Here is a 21,999-nt window from a genome sequence, read left to right as displayed (position 1 = left end):
CCTGTTAAGCTGCTGCAGTGCGGATCATATTCCGCGCGATCAGTATTTGCTGAATCTGGGTTGTCCCCTCGTAGATGCGGAAGAGACGCACATCGCGATAGAAGCGCTCGACCGCATATTCGGCCATGTATCCTGCACCGCCGTGGATTTGCACTGCGCGATCGGCCACTCGACCTACCATCTCACTGGCAAACATCTTGCAGCAGGCAGCATCAGTCGACACGTTCTGACCAGCGTCCTTGCGGCGTGCTGTTTCTTCGATCATGCAACGCGCTGCGAAGGCCTCGGCGCGACTGTCAGCCAGCATGGCTTGGATCAGTTGCTTTTCAGCGATGGGTTCACCGAATTGTTTGCGTTCCATCGCATAGGATAGGCTGTCACGGATCAGCCGTTCGGCGGCGCCCACACAGACGGCAGAAATATGCAGTCGGCCCCGGTCAAGGACTTTCATTGCTGTCTTAAAGCCCTTGTTCAGACGGTCCGGCCCGCCGATAATGTTCGCGGCAGGCACGCGGACATTGTCAAGGATGACGTCGCATGTGTGCGAGCCCTTCTGCCCCATCTTCCTGTCAGGCTGGCCAAGCGTTATGCCTGGCGTCCCTGCCTCGACGAGAAAGGCGCTTACGCCGGCAGAACCTTCCGCCTCTGGATTGGTCCGGGCAAAAACCGTGAATAGATCGGCACGCGGTGCATTGGTAATGTAGCGTTTCGTGCCGTTCAGAAGGAAATCGTTACCGTCACGCCGCGCCGTAGTGCGCAGACTGCCAGCATCCGACCCAGCATCTGGCTCGGTTAGGGCGAAGGATGCGATCATATCTCCGGACGCGAGAGCTGGTAGATACTGCGCCTTCTGCTCGTCGGTTCCATCGATGATGATTCCCTGAGAGCCGATCCCGTTGTTGGTGCCAACTAGCGACCGGAACGCAGGCGAAGCCTGGCCAAGAACGAAAGCGGCTTGCACTTCCTCTATCATCGACAAGCCGAGCCCGCCGAAATCTTCCGGGATCGACATGCCGAAAAGGCCCATCATGCGGATTTCATCGACCAGCATCGGCGGAATCACATCCTCGTCGGCGACGCGATCCTCGTAAGGGATTAGTCGCTCTTTCACGAAGCGGTCGAGCGCGTCGAGAAACTGGGAAAGGGTATCTTTATCAAGGGCCATGATGCTCTCTATTGTTCAGGGTGCGACCGCCGCAACGCGGCGGACAAGATCGACAAGGCGGTGCGCGACGTCGCTTTCGATCCAGTCGCGCGTAAGGGTTTGCGAAGGGCCACCGCAGTTGAAGGCAATAATGGGTGAGCCGTCCTTCGGCACGAAGGGCACCGCTACAGCGTTCACATCACGTTTCCACTCCGTGAAGGACGTGCAGTAACCGTGCTGTTGGTAGTCTGCGATAGCTGCTTCGATTCCGGGCTGCACATTCGGCCAGTTGTCGCCTTCATGTTCCTCCACAAGGGCCAGAATTCTGGCCCGCTCATCCGGGTCGTGCGCCGCTATGCAGGCGCGACCAACCGCGGTCGTGGCCAGTTTAATATGGGCACCAACCTCGATCGCCAGCGTGACGGCATTAGTGCCCTTGCACCGCTCCAGATAGACCATCGATAGCCGGTCACGACTGGCCATGGCCACCGGCATGCCTGTGTAATCAGCCAGCTCCTGCATAAAGGGCTTCGCCAGTTGCCGCAGCGGAATCCCTGCAAGGCAGGAGAAACCCAACGAAAGCACTGGAGGGGCCAGTCGATAACGTGCTGTATCCGGGTCGTAGCTGAGGTATTCCAGCTTGTTCAGTGTATAGGCCAGCCGGGAGACCGTCGATCTGCTCAGGCCAGTGCGCTCGGCCAACTCACCGTTCCCCAGAGCCTCCCCTTCCCGCCGAAAGGCCCGCAACAGCTCCAAGCCGCGCGCCAACGCCGTGACAAAATCGCGGTCCTGTCTCTCGGCGTCCTTGGTGCGGTCTTTCCTTGGTCTCACGACATCCCTCCTCGGGAAGAATTATGCGTCTTGAAACACATCTAAACGATCGATAACGTCCGCGTCAATACTGTGGTAAACTTTTCCGCTATGCGGAAAACTAAAGTCGTCCATCTGGTCCCCTTCGTGCCGGATCCTGCGGATGACACAACTGAGCGAGGGCATAACGCCATGAAAGAAATGAATTATCCGACCATCCAGCACCTCATCGGACGGGACTGGATCGCTTCTCCCACGCCGGAGGATCGTGCAGTCATAAACCCTGCAAACGGGCAAACTATCGGACAGATTCCGCAGGCTAGCGCCGCAGATCTGGACCATGCGGTTCACTCGGCCGAATCAGCTTTTCGCCGATGGAAAAACAGCTCTCCCATGGAACGAAGTGCAATTTTGCGACGGTTTGCCGACCTGCTGCGCCAAAATGACAGACTGATCGCTGGCTGGATCACTCTCGATGAAGGCAAGCCGCTGGCTGAGGCCTTGGCTGAGGTCCGCGCCTCAGCTGACCACGTCGACTGGCACGCCGAGGAATGTCGGCGCATTTATGGGCGCATCATTCCATCGCGCAGCCCGGGGGTACAGCAGCTTGTCGTGCGCGAACCGATAGGCGTCTGCCTTGCCATCACGCCTTGGAATTTTCCGCTGAGCCAAGCGGTACGCAAGGTCGCGGCGGCGCTTGCGTCAGGTTGCACGATGATCTTGAAAGCCCCGGCAGAGGCTCCGGCGGGCTGCATGGCAATTGCGCGCTATCTGCTGGATGCAGGCTTGCCCGAAGGCTGTCTGAACCTTGTCTGGGGTAATGCGGCCTTCATTTCGGAAACTCTTATTGCGCGCCCCGAGGTGCGCAAGATCACCTTCACCGGTTCGGTCGAGGTGGGCAAGCATCTGGCAGAATTGGCTGGCCGCCACATGAAGCGGGCGACGATGGAACTCGGCGGTCACGCGCCCGTATTGGTGTTCGACGACGCCGATGCCACGGCCGCGGCGCGCGCCTTGGCGGGCAACAAGCTGCGCAATGCAGGCCAGGTGTGCATCGCCCCAACCCGGTTTTACGTACAACAAGGCATCTACGACCGATTTCTGTCCGAGCTAGTTTCAGCATTTGAGAGCGTAAAGGTGGGCGATGGTTTAACCGAGGGCACACAGATGGGGCCATTGTGTCATCGCGGACGCGTGAATGCGATGGAAAAGCTCGTCGAGGATGCCCGCGAAAACGGTGCACGGGTGTTGACGGGAGGCAAAAGGGTTGGGAATCATGGTAACTTCTATGCCCCGACAGTCGTCGATACGCCCAACGACGACATCGACTTGATGCGCGAAGAACCCTTCGGCCCGATTGCTGTCGTCTCGTCTTTTCGTGAAATAGAGGACGGACTGTCGCGGGCCAACGGGCTACCCTTCGGGCTGGCGTCCTATGTCTTTACCAATTCGTTGGAGCGTGCAGATAAAGCAGCTGCGGGTTTGCAGGCAGGTATGGTAAGCATCAACCAGTTCGGCCTGGCTCTGCCCGAGACTCCGTTTGGCGGCGTAAGAGACAGCGGCTATGGGACTGAAGGCGGGACAGAAACCTTCGAAGGCTATCTCAATACCAAATTTATCTCGCGCAATCGAGCGCCAGTGCTGTGAGGATGCCCATGCCTGTTGAATTAAGCTTCTCAAATGGCGCAGCAATTCTGACCATAGACAATTCGCCGCTTAACCTAATCAACGCGGAGGTTCGGGCTGGAATACAACAATGTATCTTCCAAGTCCTCGAAACTGGCGCTACCAGGCTGATTATCACCGGCGCAGGAACGACGTTCGTCGCGGGCGCGGATGCGAAGGAATTCGGACAGTTGCCTGTTGATCCACAACTAAATGACGTGCTGTTGCAACTTGCGCACCTTCCGATTCCGACTATCGCAGCCATCAACGGGGCTGCGCTTGGTGGGGGACTAGAGATTGCTCTGGCTTGCTGCTATCGCATCGCCTCAACTTCTACCAAACTGGGCCTGCCAGAGGTAAACTTGGGGATCGTGCCTGGCGCAGGGGGAACCCAAAGACTGCCGCGACTTATCGGTATTGAAGCTGCGCTTGACATGATCGTCACCGGGAAGGCTGTTTCCGCCGAGCAGGCACTGAAAATAGGACTGATCCAGCTGCTAGCCGATGACCCGCTTGGCGCGGCCATAGCTCTCGATGACGCTGTTCTAGAGGCGGCACAGGCACCCGACAATCTTCCTTCACCAATGCCAAACCACTTCGCAGCGGAAGTCGCCCGCGCGCAGGTAGCGCGGCGTATGCCTGGCCAGAATGCCCCGCATGTTGCGGTGGACCTGGTCGCGGCCAGCGCGATGACGCCGCTGCACGACGCACTGGCCAGCGAGCGCGCTGCGTTTTTGGACCTTCGTGCCTCGGATCAGGCGCGGGCCCTTAGGCACGTTTTCTTCACCGAGCGTACCGCAACCAACAAGGGGCGCACCTACCCCCGACCTTCCCGAGATGCTGAAACCGCCATCGTGGTCGGTGGTGGTAATATGGGAGCAGCTATTGCGTACACGCTAGCGACCGCAGGGATCTCGGTGACTGTCGTCGAACGCAGTGCCTCGTCCGCAGAGTGGGCCAGAGAAAACCTGCAAAAGCTGATTGATCAGGGTATCAGTCGCGGCATTCTGTCCCCCGATGCGGGAAAGGCGGTTGAGGACCGGCTGGTTACGGTCTCAGGCTATGACGCTCTGCCACCAACCGATCTAGCAATCGAGGCGGCCTTCGAGGATTTTGCGGTCAAGAGCGCGATCTTGACCGAACTCGAAGGTGCTCTGCCGCCCGAGACGATTATTGCCACAAACACATCCTATCTCGATGTAAATCGGCTTTCTGATGGGTTGAAGCACCCAGCACGCTTTGTAGGGATTCATTTCTTCAGTCCTGCGCATATTATGAAGCTTCTGGAAGTCGTCAGGAGCGACCGAACGTCAGACGATACATTAGGTGCAGCATTTGTGCTGGCGCGCAGGCTTGGTAAAATCCCGGTACTGTCTGGTGTTTGCGATGGCTTCATCGGAAACCGAATTTTGTCTAGCTACCGTCACGCCGCTAATCGCCTTCTGGTGAAGGGGGCTATTGTCGACGAGATCGACGCGGCTATGCGCGGATTCGGTATGGCGATGGGTCCATATGCTGCACAGGACATGTCGGGGCTGGACATCGCCTACGCGAATATCCGTCGCAAGGCCGCTGCAGAAGGGAACTGCTGTGGTCACATGCCCTTGGTCGAGCGGCTGGTCGAAAAGCACAAACGCCTAGGACGCAAATCGGGCGCCGGATGGTACGACTATGGGCCGGACGGCAAACCCTCACCTTCGGAGCTGGTCGCTAGCGAAATACTCCGTGTCTCAGAAGAAATGAACTTCACTCGCCGGGAGTTCTCAGCTGACGAAATCGTAGAAAGGCTCTTGCTCGCAATGGTGGCGGAAGCCTGCGATATCCTTGACGAAGGCGTCGCAGAAAAACCGCAAGACATCGACCTAGTAATGATTCACGGCTACGGATTTCCCCGCTGGCGGGGAGGCCTGATGCACCACGCCAAAAATATCGGCAAGGATCGGTTGGCCGCGCTGTTTAGCGCGCTTGTCAAAGAGGACCCTTGCGACTGGAGGGTGCCTCGTTATTTAGAAAGGGTTTTCGCGACCTGACGGTCAAAGTCCCGCGCCATAAGGCGCTGCCCCAGCAACTTAACACAGTGCATCTTCGTCTCGACGCGGCTTAGGCGGTGATGGTCTTCCAAGACTTTGCGTTCTTACCTGGTGGGATAACGGCGTGGACGCCACGGTCCGCAATCGCGTCCTGGCATTTTCGTGTGTCATACGCACCGTCAGCCGTGACACTGCTGGTCTGCCGGGATCTGTTCAAGAAGGTTGGGTAACACTGGAGCGTCACCGATGTGGCTCCCGGTGATCTGAACAGCGCGCACTTCCAACGTTTGCTCGTCGATCCCGAGGTGGATCTTGCGCCAGACCCGTCGCTTGGGGCCGCCATGCTTGCGGGCATGCCACTCACCTTCAAGCTTGATCCCCGTGCTGTCCACCAACAAGTGCAACGGCCCTTTGGAGCCGCGATACGGGATGTTCACGGCCAGGGTCTTCTGGCGCCGGGACAGGGTGCTGAAGTCGAGCACCGTCCAGTCGAGACCGATCAGCCGCAACAGGCTCTCGACGAACCCGGTCGCCTGTCGCAAGGCCATGCCGAACAGGACCTTCATCGAAAGACAGGTCTGGGTCGCGGCGTCGCTGTAACTCTTCTGCCTGTCGGCACGGCCTCCCAGCTCATCTCGGGGTCAAACCAGATCGTCAGCGAGCCACGGCGCTTGAGCGCTTCGTTATAAGCGGGCCAGTTCATGGTCTTGTATGTCGGGGTTGTCGGTCTGCTCATGCACCTCAGCTACCACGCTGGATTCATAAGATGAGTCCGACACGGGATTTGTGCATGCATGCCCCCATTGGTGCAAGTGATTTTTTGAACGGCGCGAGCGTGTGATCGGGTGCGGTCATGTATCAGGCCTCTGTGTGCGGCGCTGATGTAACCGCGGGCCGGTATGGCGATGCGCGGACCAGAGGCATATCAACAAACCGAGCTCGGTGGCTCCTGCACAAATGCTGCTTTCTCTGACCCGGATCTGATCGATCCTTCGCCCTTACTTTTCAGTGACCTCCTCACACTCCCAACTTACCGGGACGTCGTGGCATGCCGTCTTCGCTATGCCTTGGCCAGCGCAATCGCGGCGACCCATGCGCGGCTTGCGGGTTAGTAGGCGTTTCAGCCAGCCATTATTCGGTGTGTTAAACCGCTCGACAGCCTGGAGGACAGCCATAGCGCCAGAGACCAAGAGTGTCCGGAGTCGCGCTGTCGCATCTTCGAGGTCTTCCCGAGCCGGGCTTTGCCGCCCGTCGAGTGCTGCTTCGGCACAAGCCCAAGCCAGGCGGCAAAATCGCACCCGCGCCGGAAGGTGGCCAGGTCACGGGCAAATGTCTCGATCGCAAGCGCCGTGACAGGAACCACGCCCGGCATGGTTTGTGTTCGGCGCACCAAGTCGGCTTTCTTGGCGGCACATCGCATCTTCGCGTCAAGCTCTGCAACACGCGTATTCAGCCCCTCAATCTGCCCCAGATACATCCGGCCGAGGTCACGAACCTCAGCATGCAGCGCGGTGTCATCACCTGCGATTGCGTCCGCGAGTCGCTTGAGATGGGCAGGCCCGCGGGCCGCGACCAATCCGTGTTCGGCGAGGTGGCCGCGTAAAGCGTTGATCATCTGGGGGCGCTGGCCGACAAACATCTGCCGCGTGCGAAACAGCATGGCACGGGCCTGCTGATCTTCCGTCTTCACTGCGAAAAAGCGCATGGTTGGACGCAATGCAGCCTCCAAGATGGCCTCTGCATCGGTCGCATCATTCTTCTGGCGTTTGACGAACGGCTTCACATAGACCGGCGGTATCAACCGCACGTCGCACCCCAGCTTCTCAAATTCGCGGCCCCAGCCATGCGCCGTGGCCACGCCTCCATGGCGATCATGCATTTGGGTTGCTGCGCCACGAACGCGAGAAACTGGCCTCGTGAAAGCTTTTTGCGAAACGCGACTGACCCATCATTGTACGCACCATGCAACTGGATAACGCGCTTTGCCAAGTCGACACCGATAATTTTAATTTCGGACATAGATGCTCCTTCCTTCTGTGATGGCTTTTAACGCTCATCATAGTGGCACATTGCGATGCCGTCGGGAGGGGGTATCCACGCCATCAACAGAGCCTAGTAACGGGCATATCTGCCTCACGACAGGCTGAGCACGATCATACTATTTCCAAAGCAGTATTGTTCAATACATGGCGCATTTTTCGCCCTTACTCTGAGATAATTGGCGTATGCCGTTGACCGTTTGACGTCTTCGAGATTGGCGACGTCAGTTGGTGGCTTTGCCAAATGTTATGCTTGGGAGGATAAACATGGAAATCAGTAGAGAAGCCGATACGCTGCGGGCGCTTTATCAGAATTGGACCGATCAGATGGTCGAGAACCCAGACCTGACGATCGCGAACCTGCGCAGCATGTTCGATGAATGGGGGCAGCCCGCACTAGAGCCGGAAAACGTTAGCTACAAAAGCGATCATGTCGGAGGAGTTGAGGCTATCTGGGCCCTACCAGCCGGGGCAGATACCTCGCGTGTAATTGTTTACACTCATGGTGGCGGCTTTGCCGTCGGCTCAGCCGATAGTCATCGAAAAATGGCAGGGCACCTCGCTAAGGTGCTTGGGGTTACGTCGGTGATCCTGCACTATCGGCGCGCACCCGAGCACCCATTTCCGGCGCAGATCGAAGATGCAGTAGCCGCATACAAAGCGCTGCTGGATAAGGGTTTCAAGGCAAGAAATATTCTGACGGCTGGCGACAGTGCTGGCGGCAATCTTGCCATCGCCAGCGTGCTGAAGTTACGCGAACTTGGGTTGCCACTGCCCGGAGCGGTCATCGCCTATTCGCCCTGGCTCGACATGGCGATGCGCGGGGAAACACTGGAAACCAACGCGGAAACCGATGCGCTAGTCGGCAAACCGATCCTCGAAGCGATGGCGGGGATGTTCCTCGGTGAAGGCACGGATCCGCTTAATCCGTTGGCCAACCCGCTGGAGAACGATTTCACCGGTTACCCGCCGCTCTATATCAATGCCGGAGGGGCCGAGACGCTTAAGAGCGATGCCGAACGGTTGCACGAAAAGGCCAAGGCACAGGGCGTAAACGTGACCCTGTCTATCGTCGAAGGCATGCAGCATGTCTTTCCCGCGCTTTCGGGACGCGCGCCCGAGGCAAACGAGGAACTTGGTCGCATCGCCGCATGGTATCGGGCCCTCTGAGACCTGTACTCGCACTGCATTGCGGTGCGGTGCGAGACAAACCCCTACGAAACATTCATCTAGCATCTCACCCGCAATCTGCGGGGCGGAGCGGTCTTACTCTGGGAGGAGTGATATGAACATTCAGACTGAGAATACTAAAACGGTCGGAGCGGATTTTGACGCAGTCGTCATTGGCGCGGGCTTCGGCGGGCTTTACGCTGTCCACAAACTTCGCAACGAGCAGGGACTGAACGTCCGGGGCTATGACAGCGCCAGTGACGTTGGCGGCACCTGGTGGTGGAACCGATATCCCGGTGCGCTGTCAGACACGGAAAGCTATGTCTATCGCTATTCTTTTGACAAAGAGTTGCTTCGAAAAGGCCGCTGGAAAACCCGGTATCTGACCCAGCCCGAGATCCTCGAATACATGAACGAGGTAGCGGATCATCTCGATCTTCGACGCAGCTACAAGTTCGACACCAAAGTGGATGGCGCGCACTATAATGAAAAAACCGGTCTCTGGAACGTGATCACTGATAGTGGTGAGACAGTTACCGCAAAATACCTTGTCACTGGCCTCGGTCTCTTGTCCGCAACGAATGTTCCAAAATTCAAGGGCATCGATGATTTCAAAGGCCGTATCTTACACACAGGTGCCTGGCCCGAGGGAGTGGACTTGAGCAACAAACGCGTGGGCATTATCGGCACCGGCTCGACGGGTGTTCAGGTTATCACTGCAACGGCACCAATTGCAAAACACCTGACTGTTTTTCAGCGCTCTGCACAATATGTCGTGCCGATTGGGAACACCCCGCAAGACGATGCTACCATCGCCGAGCAAAAGGCGAACTACGATAATATCTGGAATCAAGTGAAGAATTCTGTTGTGGCCTTCGGCTTCGAAGAAAGCGCCGAACCCGCCGAAACCGCCTCGCCCGAGGAACGGGAGCGGGTCTTCGAAGCCGCCTGGCAGCGCGGCGGTGGTTTCTATTTCATGTTTGGCACCTTTTGCGATATTGCGACCAGCCAAGTGGCCAATGATGCGGCCGCTGACTTCATCAAGGGCAAGATCAAGCAAATCGTGAAGGACCCCAAGGTCGCAGAGAAACTGACGCCGAAGGACCTTTACGCCAAGCGCCCGCTTTGCGGAAACAACTATTACGAGGTCTACAACCGAGACAACGTGACCCTCGCCGACGTGAAGGCCGATCCGATCGCAGAGTTCACTCCGAACGGCATTCGTCTCGAAAGCGGCGAGGAGCATGAGCTTGACATCGTAATCTTTGCCACTGGTTTCGATGCGGTCGACGGCAATTACGTCAAAATGGACCTCCGCGGACGCGGAGGCGTGACCATGCGCGACACTTGGAAGGAAGGCCCACTCGGTTACCTCGGCATGATGGAGGTAGACTTCCCTAACTTCTTCATGATCCTTGGCCCTAATGGCCCCTTCACTAACCTGCCCCCCAGCATTGAGACGCAAGTTGAATGGATCGCTGACACGATTTGCGCAATGGAAGAAGAGGGGGTTCAAAGTGTGGAGCCAACCGTGGAGGCGCGCGACGCTTGGGTTGGCACCTGCCGTGAAATCGCCGACATGACACTCTTCCCCAAAGCTGAAAGCTGGATCTTCGGCGCAAATATCCCCGGAAAGAAGAATGCGGTGATGTTCTACATGGCCGGGATTGGCAATTATCGCAATGCCATTAGTGCGGTTAAGGAGGAAGGTTATACATCCCTGATCCGCGACCGCACTGCCGAGAAGGTGTAAAGAATTCCGTCGGGCATTAAGAAAACCCGGCGGAAACAATTAAATTTGTTCATGAACACTCAGGAGAGAACTATGGGACGGGTATCCGGAAAAGTCGCACTGGTAACAGGTGGCGCCATGGGCATGGGAAAAGCCCATTGTGAAACGCTGGCACGTGAAGGCGCGCATGTATTTGTAACCGACCGTGATACGGAAGCGGGTGAAAGCGTAGTAAAAGGTATCATTGGAGCCGGAGGGAAGGCGGAATTCATTCAGCATGACGTGACGCTTGAAGAAGATTGGAAGAATGTCATCTCCACGGTGTAATCAAGTGCTGGTCGACTTGATGTGCTAGTGAACAACGCTGGCATTCTCATTCTGAAGCCGCTCCACGAAACCTCGCCTGACGAATTTGACATGACGATCAACGTCAATGTACGCGGTGTTTATCTCGGTATCCGAGCCGCGGTTCCATTGATGAAAGAGACCGAAAAAGCATCAATTATCAATATTTCTTCAATCTATGGGATTGTTGGTGCCGCTTCGGCGGGAGCCTACATTGGATCCAAAGGCGCCGTACGGATGTTGACCAAATCCTGCGCAGTCGACCTGGCCGAAAGTGGCATACGTGTCAATTCGATCCATCCCGGTGTCATCGATACTCCCATGACAAAAGATCTGCTACACGCCGACGAAGAGACCCGGCAGGCAATTCTGGGGGCCACGCTGCTCAAGCGGCCAAGCAAACCTGAAGAGGTTTCGAATGCGGTCCTGTTCCTCGCATCGGATGAGTCATCGTTCGTTCACGGAGCAGAGATTGTAGTAGATGGCGGTTATACTGCGAATTGACAGAGACACATCCCAAGTAACGGCCTGGAACCCGGGCCGTTACTGCCATTGCAAATTTCCAAGACGATAAACGCCAATGAAAATAATTGCACCTATAAAACACCTAATTGATTACAACGTGAAGGTTCGCGTTAAGGCGGACGGTAGCGGAGTTGGTCTCGCGAATGTGAAGATGTCGATGAACCCGTTCGACGAGATTGCGGTTGAAGAGGCGATCCGTCTGAAGGAAGCGGGCAAGGCGGACGAGCTTGTCGTCGTGTCGATCGGCGTGAAACAGGCGCAGGAAACGCTGCGCACGGCGCTGGCGATGGGCGCGGACCGGGCGATCCTCGTCGTGGCCGCCGACGACGTGCACCAAGATATCGAGCCGCTGGCGGTGGCCAAGATCCTAAAGGCCGTGATCGACGCCGAGGCGCCGGGCCTGGTGATCGCGGGCAAACAGGCGATCGACAACGACATGAACGCGACCGGCCAGATGCTGGCGGCGCTGCTGGGCTGGGGTCAGGCGACCTATGCCTCTGAGGTTGCGATCGAGGGCGAGCATGCCGTCGTGACCCGCGAAGTGGACGGCGGTCTGCAGACCATCAAGGTGAAGCTGCCGGCGATCGTCACCGCCGACCTGCGCCTGAACGAGCCGCGCTACGCCTCGCTGCCCAACATCATGAAAGCCAAGAAGAAACCGCTGGACGAAAAGACCGCCGCCGATTTCGGCGTCGATGTCACGCCGCGCCTGACCGTCGTCAAGACGGCAGAGCCCGCCGCGCGTTCGGCCGGGGAAATGGTTGGCTCGGTCGACGAGCTGGTGTCGAAGCTGAAAGAAAAGGGGATCGTGTAATGGCTGTTCTTCTCCTTGCAGAAATCGCCGGTGGTGCACTGGCGCTGGACGCCACCGCCAAGGCGGTGACCGCTGCCAAATCGCTGGGCGATGTGACCGTTCTGGTTGCGGGCCCCGCTGCCGCAGGCGAGGCCGCGTCGAAGATCGACGGCGTGGCAAAGGTTCTGGTGGCGGATGACGCCGCCTATGCCAACGGCCTGGCCGAGCCGGTCGCCGATCTGGTGGTCAGCCTGGCAGGCAATTATGAACATATCGTTGCTCCGTCCACGGCGAGCGCGAAAAACATCCTGCCGCGCGTCGCGGCGCTGCTGGACGTGATGGTTTTGTCGGACGTCACCGCCATCGTGGACGGGTCCACGTTCGAACGCCCGATCTACGCGGGCAACGCGATTCAGACGGTAAAGTCCAACGATTCCAAGAAGGTACTGACCGTCCGCACCACCGCCTTCGACGCGGCTGGCCAGGGTGGTTCGGCCGCCGTCGAGGCCATCGCAGCGGCCGGCAACGCGGGCCTGAGCGCCTGGGTCGAGGACAAGGTCGCGGCGTCGGATCGTCCGGAACTGACCTCGGCCAAGATCGTGGTCTCGGGCGGTCGCGGCGTCGGTTCCGAGGAGAACTTCGCGATCATCGAGGGCCTGGCCGACAAGCTGGGCGCGGCGGTCGGCGCCTCGCGCGCGGCGGTGGATAGCGGGTTCGCACCGAACGACTGGCAGGTCGGCCAGACCGGCAAGGTCGTGGCGCCCGAGCTGTACATCGCGGTCGGGATTTCCGGGGCAATTCAACACCTTGCAGGCATGAAGGACAGCAAGGTCATCGTCGCCATCAACAAGGATGAAGAGGCCCAGATCTTCCAGGTCGCCGACTACGGCCTGGTCGCAGACCTGCTCGACGCCGTCCCGGATATGACAAAGGCACTCTAAGAATGACAAACGTCTACATCTGCGATTACATCCGCACACCAATTGGTCGCTATGGCGGCGCGCTTTCTTCTGTGCGAGCCGACGATCTTGGTGCAATCCCACTCAGGGCCCTGGCCAGCCGAAACCCGAAGCTAGATCTAGCGGCCATTGACGAAGTGATTTTCGGCTGCGCCAACCAGGCGGGCGAGGACAACCGCAACGTCGCACGCATGTCGCTGCTACTCGCGGGATTTCCGGATTGTGTCCCTGGCACGACGATGAACCGGTTGTGCGGATCGGGTATGGACGCCGTAATCACAGCCGCCCGCGCGATCAAAGCTGGAGAAGCCGATCTCATTGTTGCTGGCGGTGTGGAAAGCATGTCTCGTGCTCCGTTTGTGATGCCAAAAGCTACAACTGCATTCTCGCGCGAAAATTCTGCTGAAGACACCACCATCGGCTGGCGCTTCGTCAATAAACAGATGAAGAGTCAATACGGCGTCGACAGCATGCCTGAAACGGCCGAAAACGTAGCGGAAGACTTCAGCATCAACCGCGCCGACCAAGATGCCTTCGCCATGCGTTCGCAGCGAAAGGCGAGAGATGCCATGGCGAACGGTCGTTTGGCCCGTGAAATTGTCCCGGTAGAGATTCCTCAGCGAAAGGGGGAGCCAAAGATCGTCGTACAGGATGAACACCCTCGCGCGGGTACGACTTTGGAAGCGCTCGCCCAACTGAAAACTTTCGTAAAAGCGGACGGCACTGTAACCGCTGGGAATTCTTCGGGCGTGAACGATGGTGCCGCAGCATTGATCCTTGCCACCAGCGACGTCGCAAAAAAATTTGGCCTCACACCGATCGCAAGGGTCTTGGGCGGCGCAACCGCGGGCGTCGCACCGCGCATCATGGGTTTCGGGCCGGCACCGGCGTCGGAAAAGCTGATGGCGCGACTTGGACTGAAACAAGAAGACTTCTCGGTAATCGAACTTAACGAAGCCTTTGCTTCGCAGGGTCTGGCCACACTACGGCACCTGGGGATCGCGGATGATGACGCCCGCGTGAACCCGAACGGCGGCGCTATTGCTCTCGGCCATCCGCTTGGCATGTCAGGTGCCCGCATCACTGGTTCAGCGATGCTGGACCTCAAACCTGGAGAAAAGTCGTTATCGACCATGTGTATTGGCGTGGGACAGGGGATTGCAATCGCGCTCGAAGCTGTCTGAGGTGCCGCGACAACCACAAAACTAACATAAGTTCTCTTATGCGATTTTTGGCTGACCTCAAATTTCGCTGTAGAATTCGTCCTCTTGAACCTCCCTGTGGACGACCAACTGGCGGCACCGGTATTGCCGGTGCCGCCCTTTTCAGAAAGAACGATTGAACGGCCCAAAATGTTTGCGAGACGGATAATCCCGTGACCTGCGTTTCGGCAGGCATCCCATTTCGGCGATCTCGCGCCGCTCAAACATTTCTTCTCTGCGCCTCCGAATGTAACATATATCGCGTGGCGATATTTCGCGCATCGTGCCCGTTTCGCGGGCATGAACTTGCGGGACCGTGTAGCACTGAACATCCAGGAATTGAGACGCGCCCGCGGCCTCAGCCAGGAGGAGCTTGCTCATCGGGCCGAAGTGAGCCGCGGCCATATGGGCAAGGTCGAGAACGCCAAGTTCGCGGCTTCCCTCGACCTTCTCGAACGCATCGCCAAGGCGCTCAATGTCGACCCCGAAGAACTCTTCGCGAAGCGCAAGTCCGTTTCCTGAGGCTTTGATCCCGTCCCCCAACGCGAGAGACATAACGGCAAAAACGGTACGAGTGGCGCGGATACATGGCGAAGAGAAAGACAGGCTGGCCTTTCCAGGAAGGGTTTCTGAACGACGGGACGCAGAAGATTCACCTGTTCACCGATTACCGTTGGAATGATGGCTCGGTGAGCCGTCGTTGGCATGTCGATCCGGAACGCTTTGATGCCAGTCTTGCCATCGTGCGCCCGTTTTCCCTGACGCCCAGTGACAGCTCAGATCAGTAGGAAAACCACTCCGAATGGCCCAAGTTGCCCTCATAGTCGCCGTATTCGACCATGATGCTGCGGGAGTAGAAGTGCCAGAGGCCACCACCGTTCGGATAGGCGATCTCCTGACCGCTTTCCGAGACGAATGTCGCGGGCCAGGGGGTGTGGGAGCCGTAGACACGCTGGATGTAGCGGCAGGTCCGGTTTTCGCGATCGCAGGAGCGGATCGACCAATCCCACTGACGCGGCTCGTCGCGCGGCTCGTAGGATCGCCCGGTGAACCAGATCACATGGGTGCGGTTCAGCCATTCGTATTCCGGCAGGTTGGTGTCGAGCTCGCCCTCCCCGCCAGGCCCACCCAGCTCGACCGGCACATGGGCAAAGGTGCAGACCCCGAAGGGCGGTAGACTCGGCCAGGGCGTGATCCGACGAATCATGGTGCGATAGGCCCGCGCGCAGACCGCGCTCGGGGGGAAACCTCCCGCCATACAGAGCATGATGGCGCAGTCGATATCATAGGCCTGCGCTTTCTCAGGGGCACCAAGAGCACCAAACACCCCGATTATCGCCGCCATCATCTGACGTTTCATGCCACTCTCCCGCAAAAGTTGCGGCAACTATCGTGCAATTTGTATTTTTCTGCAATATGTCGTATTTACTCTATATGACTTTATGGCCTTAGTGTCGTGAAGTAGAAGGGCTCTCAACGGGAGAGTCCAAACATGCCGATAGCGCGCAACCAGATCCTGATCACCATCGATGGTGTCAAAGACCTCCAGGAGGAGGGCATCGCGTACCGCTGCCGGTATGAACTCGTGGGGTTCACGGACGATGGCAAGCCGCGCTACCAGTGCATCTACCTGCGCGAGGGCGAACCGGAAGCCATTCTGGTCTCGACCCGGATCACCCCACACGGGCCTGAGCCGCGGTATTTCAACATATGGCCGGGGCTCTTCAAACATCATCTCGAGTTCGGTGACGGGCGCGATCTGCGCTTTGGTCCTGACTACAGTATTACCCTCGAGGAGCGCGGCTGACGTCATCGCCTTCGGCCGCGACGGCACAGCCCGGACCTCCGGCTGGACCTTCCATGGCCAGCGCCCTGCTTGGGCTGGGTTGGACGAACCGGCTGAGGCCGAGATCGTACTTGCGTCACTAGAAGCCGCGCCGCCTTCCGGTCGCCACGATATCCTCTCCCTGATCCAAGCTACGGCAGTCCGACATGAAGGTAACCGTGCTCTACGCCAGGTTGGCCTTGAGGCGGGTGACTGGCAGGTCCTGTTCCGCGCCCTGGTCGAGGCAGAGAGCGGCTACAACCCGGCCGCCATGAGCCCGAAAGGTGCCTATGGATTGGGGCAACTGATGCCCGACACGGCGCGCGCACTCGGGGTCGATCCGCGCAATCCGTCCCAGAACCTCGATGGCGCGGCGCGCTATTTGCTCGCTCAGCTTGCCACCTTCAAGGACATCGACCTGGCGCTGGCAGCCTATAATGCCGGGCCGCACAGGGTGGTCGAGTATTCCGGCATCCCGCCTTTCACCGAGACCCGCGACTACATCGCGCGCATCCACCGGATCCGGTCCCGGCTGGCAGGCCCTCCCGCTTCAGCTCCGGACATCCGCATCGCAGACCGGATGCCCGCCCGCGCGCCGGTCCTCATCGAACTTCAGTAAAACAAGGGAATCTCGCATGCTTCGACATCGCCTCAGCCGCCTCTTGCCCGCCGCCACAACCCTGGCGGCTTTCGCAACGCCCGCTCTCGCGCAAGACTTGTCGCCGATCCAGACCATGCTGGAAACCGTCGAGGCCGCACTGACTGGTCCGATCGGTATCGCGGTCGCCACGCTCGCCGTGATCGGCACCGGCTTCATGTGTATGATGGGACGGCTGAACTGGGGCTGGTTCGCCTCGGTCATCATCGGGATCGTGCTGATCTTCTCGGCCGGCACCATCGTCGACGGCTTCTCGTGACATTCCGGCAAAATAGCGTCCTACGAGCGCCCCGAACGCGTTGTGCTTCGCAAACGCTGCCTCGGGTCCCTCTCCGGACACACAATTTCTTCTAAGCCGGAATATCACCCAATGGCAGAACGATCCCCCCTCTTTCTGGGCCTCGCCCGTCCGCCCAAGTATCTGGGTCTCCCTGTCGGATACCTCGTGGTTCTGGCGACTGGGGTCGTTCTGCCGTTCATCTGGACGAAGTCGATGGTCTTTTTCCTGATCGGGCTCGTCGCCTACCCGATCCTCTGGTTCGTCGCCGACCGAGAGCCGCATTTTTTCGAGGTGCTGCACGTCTCCTATGGCTCGGTACGCCCGACAAAGAACCGGGCCCTGCACGGAGGCGACAGCTTTGGCGCTTGATGCAGGCACACTTTCCACTCACGGAACCGCTCTGCTCCAGGCCGGCAGCGGGGAGTTCGCGCGGGAGAGCTATCTCGCCGAACACCTGCCGTATTTTGCCCTCGCCGATGACGATGTCATGGTGCTGCGCGAGGGCGATCTCTTGGCGACCCTGCGCCTTGATGGTCTGAACCCGATGACCACTGAGGACGCCCGGCTCGATGCCCTGAAACGCGCGGTCGCGGCCATCGTCGCCCAGACCGGTAACGCCTTCGGCTTCTACATTCACCGGATCTCGGTCCCGCAGGATCTCGGCATGCGCCCCATCGAGGGTGACAGCTTCGCCGCCGCGATCGACGCCCGATGGCAGGCCCATGTCAAAGACCTGCGCCCGGCAAAGCGCCAGCTCTATCTCAGCGTCGTCCGTCGCCCTGATATCTCTGCGCGCATTCCGCTTCTGCGGGCGCTGGCCCGCAAGGCCTGGGTCAAGGACCGCGCGACACGGATGCAGGAGCTGAACGAGGTCATGGGCTTCTTCGAGGTGGCGCTTGCGTCGGCCAATCCCGTGCGCCTGACCCGCACGGGCGGAGAATGGCTTGGCTATCTCAACACGCTGAACGCTGGGGCATTCTCCCCCATCGCCTTCGGGCAAAGCGCCCTGCCCCTCTCGCATACCTTGAGCAATTGCCGCGCGACCTTTGACGGCGATGTCGTCACCCTGACCGATGCCGTGACCGGTCAAAGGAAATTTGGCGCGCTCTTCTCCATGAAAACCTATCCCGCGCTCACGGACGTCACCCTTCTCGATGCGCTCGACCTGCCGCTCGACATCGTGCTGACGAATTCCTTCAGCCCGATCCCGAACAACATCATGGCCGAACGCATCCAACGCACCATCCGCCAGATGCATGCCTCCGACGATGCCGCCGTCTCCTTGCGCGAACAATTGGGCCAGGCCGCCGACGACCAGGAGGCGGGCCGCATCGCCTTTGGCGATCATCACCTCTCCATCGCCGTCTATGCGCCGGACCGCGACACGCTCGAGCGCGCTGCAGCCCAGATCAAGCGCGTCGGCCAGGAGATCATGTCGGTGATCGTGCGCGAGAACATGGCGCTGAAAGCCACCTATTTCGCGCAAAGCCCCGGTAATTTCGGCTACCGCGCCCGCAAGACGCCAATCTCCTCGATCAACTTCGCGGATTTCGCGGCCCTGCACGGTAGCGTCGACGGACGCGGCCCGGACCAGTCGCCCTGGGGCCAGACCATCTCGGTCATGCCGACGGTCGGCACCTCGGGTTATCGCTTCAATTTCCACGAGGCGGGCAGTGCGGGCAAGGAGCCCACGGTTGGCCATACGCTGGTTCTGGGGCGCACCGGGACCGGCAAGACGCTCACCACTGCCTTTCTCGCAGCGCAGGCGCAGCGGGTCGGCGCACGGCTTTTCTTCTTCGATAAGGATCGCGGGCTTGAGATGGCCGTCCGCGCCCTCGGCGGGCGCTACAACGAAATCCGTGCCGGGGTGCCTTCGGGCTTGAACCCCCTCGATACCGAAATCGACGAACGTGGCCGCGCCTGGCTCTCGGATTGGCTTGCGACACTTCTTTCCCGGGGCGGAACCCTCACCGGCGAGCAGTCACGACACATCCAAAGCGCGGTCTCGCAAAATGCCCATGCCGAGGGCTCGCTCCGGCGCTTCGCGAGTTTCGAGACCTTGTTTCAGTCGCTCGATGACGATGGCGAGCTACAGTCCCGCGTCGCCGAATGGGCCCCGGGCGGCCGCTACGGTTGGGTTTTCGACGAGCCAGAGTACGGTGCCGGGCTTGAACTGGCCTCCGATATTATCGGTTTCGACATGACCGAAATCCTCGACATGACCACCGAGCGCATGGCCGTACTCTCCTACATCTTCCGCCAGATCGAACGCGTGGTCGAAGATCGCCGCCCAACGATCATCGTGCTCGACGAGGCCTGGAAGCTCTTGGACGATCCCTACTTCGGGGCGCGGCTGGAAAACTGGCTTGTGACGCTTCGGAAAATGAACTGCGTCGTGATCATGATGACGCAGTATCCAAGCCAGCTGCGCGACAGCCGCGTCGGCAAGACCATCGTCGAGACGGTCCCGACCCAGATCCTCTTCCCGAACGATCGCGCCACGGTCACGGATTACGACTTCCTTCGCGTGAACGCCAAGGAGGCCGCGCTCCTCGTCCAGCCCACCATTGGCCAGCGCATCGCGCTCGTTCGCTCGGCGGGTGACAGCGTCTTCGTCGACGCCGACCTCTCCGCCTTGGGTAACCTCCTTCCGATCCTTGGCGGCGGCGCCACTGGCGAAGCCCGCGTGCCCGCCGATTGGCGCGCCAAACCCGATTTCTGGAGACATTTACTATGAGTCTGAAACCTCTCCTCGGGCTTTGCGCCGCCGCTAGCTTGCTCGCCGCCTGCGAGAAATACACCGAGAAAACCTCGCCCTGCTTCGGACGCAATGGCGCGCCGCAGGTGACGCGGTCCGCGCTTTCCTTCTCGACCATGGGCGCACCGGCTCAGGAGACGGCCAAACCCGACTGCACCTTCGAGCCCCTGCCCCGTCCGGAATGAACCGCGCCGCGATCATATCCGCCGGGCTCTGCCTCGGTCTTGGTGCCCTGCCCGCGCATGCCCAGGGCGTCCCGACGCAGGATAATTCCGCCATTGGCCGCGCCATCGCCCGGGTGACGGCGCTCGCCGAAGATCTCGGCGTCCAGCGGGACAAGGATCGGACCGAGTCTACGCTGGCCGATGTCCAGGCCGACCAACTGCGCGTCCTCGAAGAGATGACGGCGGCCATCACCGGCCCCGGATTTGATATCCGCGCCCTCGAAGGCAATGCGGATTTTGGCGTAGCGGCGGTCTATCCCAATACCGATCCAAGCCCGATGAACAGCCGCCTTTTCGGCGAGGGCCGCGAGACGGTCGAGATGATGATCGTCGAGGTTGCGGGCGAATTCGCTGGCGCGCCCGGTGTGGCCCGCGCCGGGCTCTCGGCCACGCAGTGGCGCTGCCTCTTCCAGGCCCTGATCAAGCAGGAAAGCCGTTTCAACGTCACCGCACAAAGCCCGGTCGGGGCCTATGGCCTGACCCAGCTCATGCCCGGCACCGCCTCCGATCTCGGCGTCGACCGCTACGACGTGAAGGACAACCTGCGCGGCGGCGCGCGCTACATCACCACACAGCTGGGCCGCTTCGGCAACATCCCCCATGCACTCGCGGCCTATAACGCAGGCCCCGGTCGGGTCATCGAATATGGCGGTGTGCCGCCCTTTGCCGAGACCCAAGGCTACGTGCGCAACATCTCCAAGTTCTACAACGAATACCTCGCCGTGGTGGGCGGGGCCGACGCGCTCGGCACGCTCTCGCCCTCGGACTTTGCGCTGGCTGAATATGCCAGCATCTCCGAGGCCGGCGTCTATTACGCCGCGGACAGCTCCGCCACCACCGAACAGGTCATCAACCGCCTCCGCGCGATCATCCTGCAGATCGATGCGCAGCCCAATGCCAAGGCGGCCTGGGAGCTCAACACCTACGCCAAGGCCGAGATCGGCCGCATCCTCAACCTTCGCGTCCGGCTGATGGCCGCCAACCAGCAGCGCGAGGCGGCCTATGCGCAGCACCTCGTCGCCGACCGTCTGGCCGAACGCGACTTCATGCAGATGGGAGTTCCCGAATGAGACACCTTCTCCTGACCGCCGCCGCGGTCACCGCGCTCGGGCTCAGCGGGCCCGCCACGGCTCAGGGCGTGCCGACCTTCGATGGCTCGCAGCTTGGCCAACTCGTCGCCCAGCTCGAACACATGGCTGAGGATCTAAATGTCCAGATGCAGCAACTCGCCACCATGCGGCTGGAACTGGAAACCCAGCTGTCGCAGCTCACAAACCTTGAGGCGCAACTGACCTCGCTGATCGAGGGCAGCGGGTTGGGCGAGCTCTTCGCAACAGTCGAGGAATTCCGCGCGCTGCGCGGCAAGCTCGTGGCTCCTCTCAACACCGCGCAGTCCTTGGCCAGCGGCGATTTCCTCAGCGGCTTCAATCCCGGTGCGGAACTCTCGGCCTCCGTCGAGCGCGTGCTGTCGGGCAGCGGCTTCACCTCGGAGCGCCTGAGCACGCTCTCGGGATCGGATCAGCCCGCCGACAACCGCATAGCCGCCTCCGCCGGAGCCAGCGCCATGCTGTCCGTCGCGGCGCAGGAAAGCCACGAAGAGGCAGGCCAGAGCCTTGAACGGCTCGAAACCATGGTCGGGCTGATCGACGATCAGGACGGGCTGAAAGCCGCCGTCGATCTCAACACCCGCGTCACCGCCGAGCTGGGTATCATCCTGACTCAAATCTGGCGGCTGGAAGCGGCCCAGGGCGTCAGTGCCGGCCAGCTTGGCGTCGTCGATGCCGCAACCCTCGCGGATGAGCGCAAGTTCCGCTCGATGGCGGTGGATCCATGAGCACGT

21 protein-coding genes and 2 pseudogenes are annotated in these 21,999 nt (G+C 59.8%); 18 read left to right on the top strand and 5 right to left on the bottom strand.

The window, feature by feature from the left end:
- Window positions 1-4: 4 nt before the first annotated feature.
- Both AADW22_RS15390 and AADW22_RS15385 read right to left on the bottom strand, forming a co-directional pair.
- Window positions 5-1,165 carry an acyl-CoA dehydrogenase family protein gene (locus AADW22_RS15390; RefSeq protein ID WP_007120593.1) on the bottom strand — a complete coding sequence of 387 codons (1,161 nt, stop codon included), beginning with the start codon at window positions 1,163-1,165 and terminating at the stop codon, window positions 5-7.
- Window positions 1,166-1,180: 15 nt separating this feature from the next.
- Window positions 1,181-1,975, bottom strand: coding sequence for an IclR family transcriptional regulator (locus tag AADW22_RS15385; protein ID WP_009804224.1), 795 nt, complete (start codon window positions 1,973-1,975; stop codon window positions 1,181-1,183).
- A gap of 171 nt (window positions 1,976-2,146) precedes the next feature.
- Here AADW22_RS15385 and AADW22_RS15380 point away from each other — a divergent pair, with 171 nt between their 5' ends.
- Window positions 2,147-3,601, top strand: a complete 1,455-nt coding sequence (locus AADW22_RS15380; protein WP_224769585.1) for an NAD-dependent succinate-semialdehyde dehydrogenase — start codon at window positions 2,147-2,149, stop codon at window positions 3,599-3,601.
- A gap of 8 nt (window positions 3,602-3,609) precedes the next feature.
- Window positions 3,610-5,649 (top strand): FAD-dependent oxidoreductase, encoded by a 2,040-nt coding sequence (locus AADW22_RS15375; protein WP_037930989.1) that lies wholly within the window; start codon window positions 3,610-3,612, stop codon window positions 5,647-5,649.
- Here the strand turns inward: AADW22_RS15375 and AADW22_RS15370 are convergent.
- Window positions 5,637-6,385, bottom strand: a pseudogene (locus AADW22_RS15370) (IS5 family transposase); the annotation flags it as partial. The gene AADW22_RS15375 and the pseudogene AADW22_RS15370 sit on opposite strands and share 13 nt — an antisense overlap.
- A 384-nt stretch (window positions 6,386-6,769) precedes the next feature.
- Window positions 6,770-7,528, bottom strand: coding sequence for an IS110 family transposase (locus AADW22_RS15365; protein ID WP_336434079.1), 759 nt, complete (start codon window positions 7,526-7,528; stop codon window positions 6,770-6,772).
- Window positions 7,529-7,955: 427 nt separating this feature from the next.
- Here AADW22_RS15365 and AADW22_RS15360 point away from each other — a divergent pair, with 427 nt between their 5' ends.
- From AADW22_RS15360 to AADW22_RS15325, 8 genes and pseudogenes are all read left to right on the top strand, one after another.
- Window positions 7,956-8,858: an alpha/beta hydrolase gene (locus AADW22_RS15360; protein WP_017468330.1), complete on the top strand. Its 903-nt coding sequence runs from the start codon at window positions 7,956-7,958 to the stop codon at window positions 8,856-8,858.
- Between the two features lie 115 nt (window positions 8,859-8,973).
- A complete protein-coding gene (locus tag AADW22_RS15355; protein WP_009804217.1) occupies window positions 8,974-10,611 on the top strand; it encodes an NAD(P)/FAD-dependent oxidoreductase in 1,638 nt (545 codons plus the stop codon).
- Window positions 10,612-10,683: 72 nt separating this feature from the next.
- Window positions 10,684-11,439 (top strand): annotated as a pseudogene (locus tag AADW22_RS15350) (SDR family NAD(P)-dependent oxidoreductase).
- A gap of 76 nt (window positions 11,440-11,515) precedes the next feature.
- Complete coding sequence (locus AADW22_RS15345) at window positions 11,516-12,274, top strand: electron transfer flavoprotein subunit beta/FixA family protein (RefSeq protein ID WP_009804215.1); 759 nt, start codon at window positions 11,516-11,518, stop codon at window positions 12,272-12,274.
- Window positions 12,274-13,194, top strand: coding sequence for an electron transfer flavoprotein subunit alpha/FixB family protein (locus AADW22_RS15340; RefSeq protein ID WP_009804214.1), 921 nt, complete (start codon window positions 12,274-12,276; stop codon window positions 13,192-13,194). The genes AADW22_RS15345 and AADW22_RS15340 overlap by 1 nt, the downstream gene beginning before the upstream one ends.
- A 2-nt stretch (window positions 13,195-13,196) precedes the next feature.
- Window positions 13,197-14,396 (top strand): 3-oxoadipyl-CoA thiolase, encoded by a 1,200-nt coding sequence (gene pcaF / locus AADW22_RS15335; RefSeq protein ID WP_009804213.1) that lies wholly within the window; start codon window positions 13,197-13,199, stop codon window positions 14,394-14,396.
- A gap of 318 nt (window positions 14,397-14,714) precedes the next feature.
- Window positions 14,715-14,936 (top strand): helix-turn-helix domain-containing protein, encoded by a 222-nt coding sequence (locus tag AADW22_RS15330; protein WP_037930992.1) that lies wholly within the window; start codon window positions 14,715-14,717, stop codon window positions 14,934-14,936.
- Window positions 14,937-15,001: 65 nt separating this feature from the next.
- Window positions 15,002-15,202 carry a hypothetical protein gene (locus AADW22_RS15325; RefSeq protein ID WP_009804208.1) on the top strand — a complete coding sequence of 67 codons (201 nt, stop codon included), beginning with the start codon at window positions 15,002-15,004 and terminating at the stop codon, window positions 15,200-15,202.
- Here the strand turns inward: AADW22_RS15325 and AADW22_RS15320 are convergent.
- On the bottom strand, window positions 15,196-15,774 hold the full coding sequence (locus AADW22_RS15320; protein ID WP_037930995.1) for a hypothetical protein: 579 nt from the start codon (window positions 15,772-15,774) through the stop codon (window positions 15,196-15,198). The genes AADW22_RS15325 and AADW22_RS15320 overlap by 7 nt on opposite strands.
- Before the next feature lie 132 nt (window positions 15,775-15,906).
- Here AADW22_RS15320 and AADW22_RS15315 point away from each other — a divergent pair, with 132 nt between their 5' ends.
- The 8 genes from AADW22_RS15315 (at window position 15,907) to AADW22_RS15280 (ending at window position 21,993) form a co-directional block, all read left to right on the top strand.
- Window positions 15,907-16,221, top strand: coding sequence for a hypothetical protein (locus AADW22_RS15315; RefSeq protein ID WP_037930998.1), 315 nt, complete (start codon window positions 15,907-15,909; stop codon window positions 16,219-16,221).
- A 79-nt stretch (window positions 16,222-16,300) separates the two neighbouring features.
- On the top strand, window positions 16,301-16,858 hold the full coding sequence (locus tag AADW22_RS15310; protein WP_037931001.1) for a lytic transglycosylase domain-containing protein: 558 nt from the start codon (window positions 16,301-16,303) through the stop codon (window positions 16,856-16,858).
- Between the two features lie 16 nt (window positions 16,859-16,874).
- Complete coding sequence (locus AADW22_RS15305) at window positions 16,875-17,156, top strand: TrbC/VirB2 family protein (RefSeq protein WP_009574106.1); 282 nt, start codon at window positions 16,875-16,877, stop codon at window positions 17,154-17,156.
- A 111-nt stretch (window positions 17,157-17,267) separates the two neighbouring features.
- Entirely contained in the window at window positions 17,268-17,546 is a 279-nt protein-coding gene (locus AADW22_RS15300) for a type IV secretion system protein VirB3 (RefSeq protein ID WP_037931006.1), read from the top strand.
- Window positions 17,485-19,914: a type IV secretion system protein B4 gene (locus AADW22_RS15295; RefSeq protein ID WP_407474627.1), complete on the top strand. Its 2,430-nt coding sequence runs from the start codon at window positions 17,485-17,487 to the stop codon at window positions 19,912-19,914. The genes AADW22_RS15300 and AADW22_RS15295 overlap by 62 nt, the downstream gene beginning before the upstream one ends.
- Entirely contained in the window at window positions 19,911-20,120 is a 210-nt protein-coding gene (locus tag AADW22_RS15290; protein WP_350080807.1) for a hypothetical protein, read from the top strand. Before AADW22_RS15295 ends, AADW22_RS15290 begins: the two co-directional genes overlap by 4 nt.
- Entirely contained in the window at window positions 20,117-21,229 is a 1,113-nt protein-coding gene (locus tag AADW22_RS15285; protein ID WP_407474626.1) for a lytic transglycosylase domain-containing protein, read from the top strand. The genes AADW22_RS15290 and AADW22_RS15285 overlap by 4 nt, the downstream gene beginning before the upstream one ends.
- Window positions 21,226-21,993, top strand: coding sequence for a type IV secretion system protein (locus tag AADW22_RS15280; protein WP_064225010.1), 768 nt, complete (start codon window positions 21,226-21,228; stop codon window positions 21,991-21,993). Before AADW22_RS15285 ends, AADW22_RS15280 begins: the two co-directional genes overlap by 4 nt.
- Window positions 21,994-21,999: the final 6 nt, after the last annotated feature.

It is taken from the genome of Sulfitobacter sp. PM12 (assembly GCF_045586035.1).
GTDB lineage: Bacteria > Pseudomonadota > Alphaproteobacteria > Rhodobacterales > Rhodobacteraceae > Sulfitobacter > Sulfitobacter pontiacus.
This window is presented reverse-complemented; position numbering and strand designations above follow the sequence as displayed.

Coding starts and splice junctions, on each gene's coding strand:
- AADW22_RS15390 (WP_007120593.1), bottom strand. CDS start 1,165: ATGGCCCTTGATAAAGATACCCTTTCCCAGTTTCTCGACGCGCTCGAC.
- AADW22_RS15380 (WP_224769585.1), top strand. CDS start 2,147: ATGAAAGAAATGAATTATCCGACCATCCAGCACCTCATCGGACGGGAC.
- AADW22_RS15375 (WP_037930989.1), top strand. CDS start 3,610: ATGCCTGTTGAATTAAGCTTCTCAAATGGCGCAGCAATTCTGACCATA.
- AADW22_RS15365 (WP_336434079.1), bottom strand. CDS start 7,528: ATGCATGATCGCCATGGAGGCGTGGCCACGGCGCATGGCTGGGGCCGC.
- AADW22_RS15360 (WP_017468330.1), top strand. CDS start 7,956: ATGGAAATCAGTAGAGAAGCCGATACGCTGCGGGCGCTTTATCAGAAT.
- AADW22_RS15355 (WP_009804217.1), top strand. CDS start 8,974: ATGAACATTCAGACTGAGAATACTAAAACGGTCGGAGCGGATTTTGAC.
- AADW22_RS15345 (WP_009804215.1), top strand. CDS start 11,516: ATGAAAATAATTGCACCTATAAAACACCTAATTGATTACAACGTGAAG.
- AADW22_RS15340 (WP_009804214.1), top strand. CDS start 12,274: ATGGCTGTTCTTCTCCTTGCAGAAATCGCCGGTGGTGCACTGGCGCTG.
- pcaF (WP_009804213.1), top strand. CDS start 13,197: ATGACAAACGTCTACATCTGCGATTACATCCGCACACCAATTGGTCGC.
- AADW22_RS15330 (WP_037930992.1), top strand. CDS start 14,715: ATGAACTTGCGGGACCGTGTAGCACTGAACATCCAGGAATTGAGACGC.
- AADW22_RS15325 (WP_009804208.1), top strand. CDS start 15,002: ATGGCGAAGAGAAAGACAGGCTGGCCTTTCCAGGAAGGGTTTCTGAAC.
- AADW22_RS15320 (WP_037930995.1), bottom strand. CDS start 15,774: ATGAAACGTCAGATGATGGCGGCGATAATCGGGGTGTTTGGTGCTCTT.
- AADW22_RS15315 (WP_037930998.1), top strand. CDS start 15,907: ATGCCGATAGCGCGCAACCAGATCCTGATCACCATCGATGGTGTCAAA.
- AADW22_RS15305 (WP_009574106.1), top strand. CDS start 16,875: ATGCTTCGACATCGCCTCAGCCGCCTCTTGCCCGCCGCCACAACCCTG.
- AADW22_RS15300 (WP_037931006.1), top strand. CDS start 17,268: ATGGCAGAACGATCCCCCCTCTTTCTGGGCCTCGCCCGTCCGCCCAAG.
- AADW22_RS15295 (WP_407474627.1), top strand. CDS start 17,485: ATGGCTCGGTACGCCCGACAAAGAACCGGGCCCTGCACGGAGGCGACA.
- AADW22_RS15290 (WP_350080807.1), top strand. CDS start 19,911: ATGAGTCTGAAACCTCTCCTCGGGCTTTGCGCCGCCGCTAGCTTGCTC.
- AADW22_RS15285 (WP_407474626.1), top strand. CDS start 20,117: ATGAACCGCGCCGCGATCATATCCGCCGGGCTCTGCCTCGGTCTTGGT.
- AADW22_RS15280 (WP_064225010.1), top strand. CDS start 21,226: ATGAGACACCTTCTCCTGACCGCCGCCGCGGTCACCGCGCTCGGGCTC.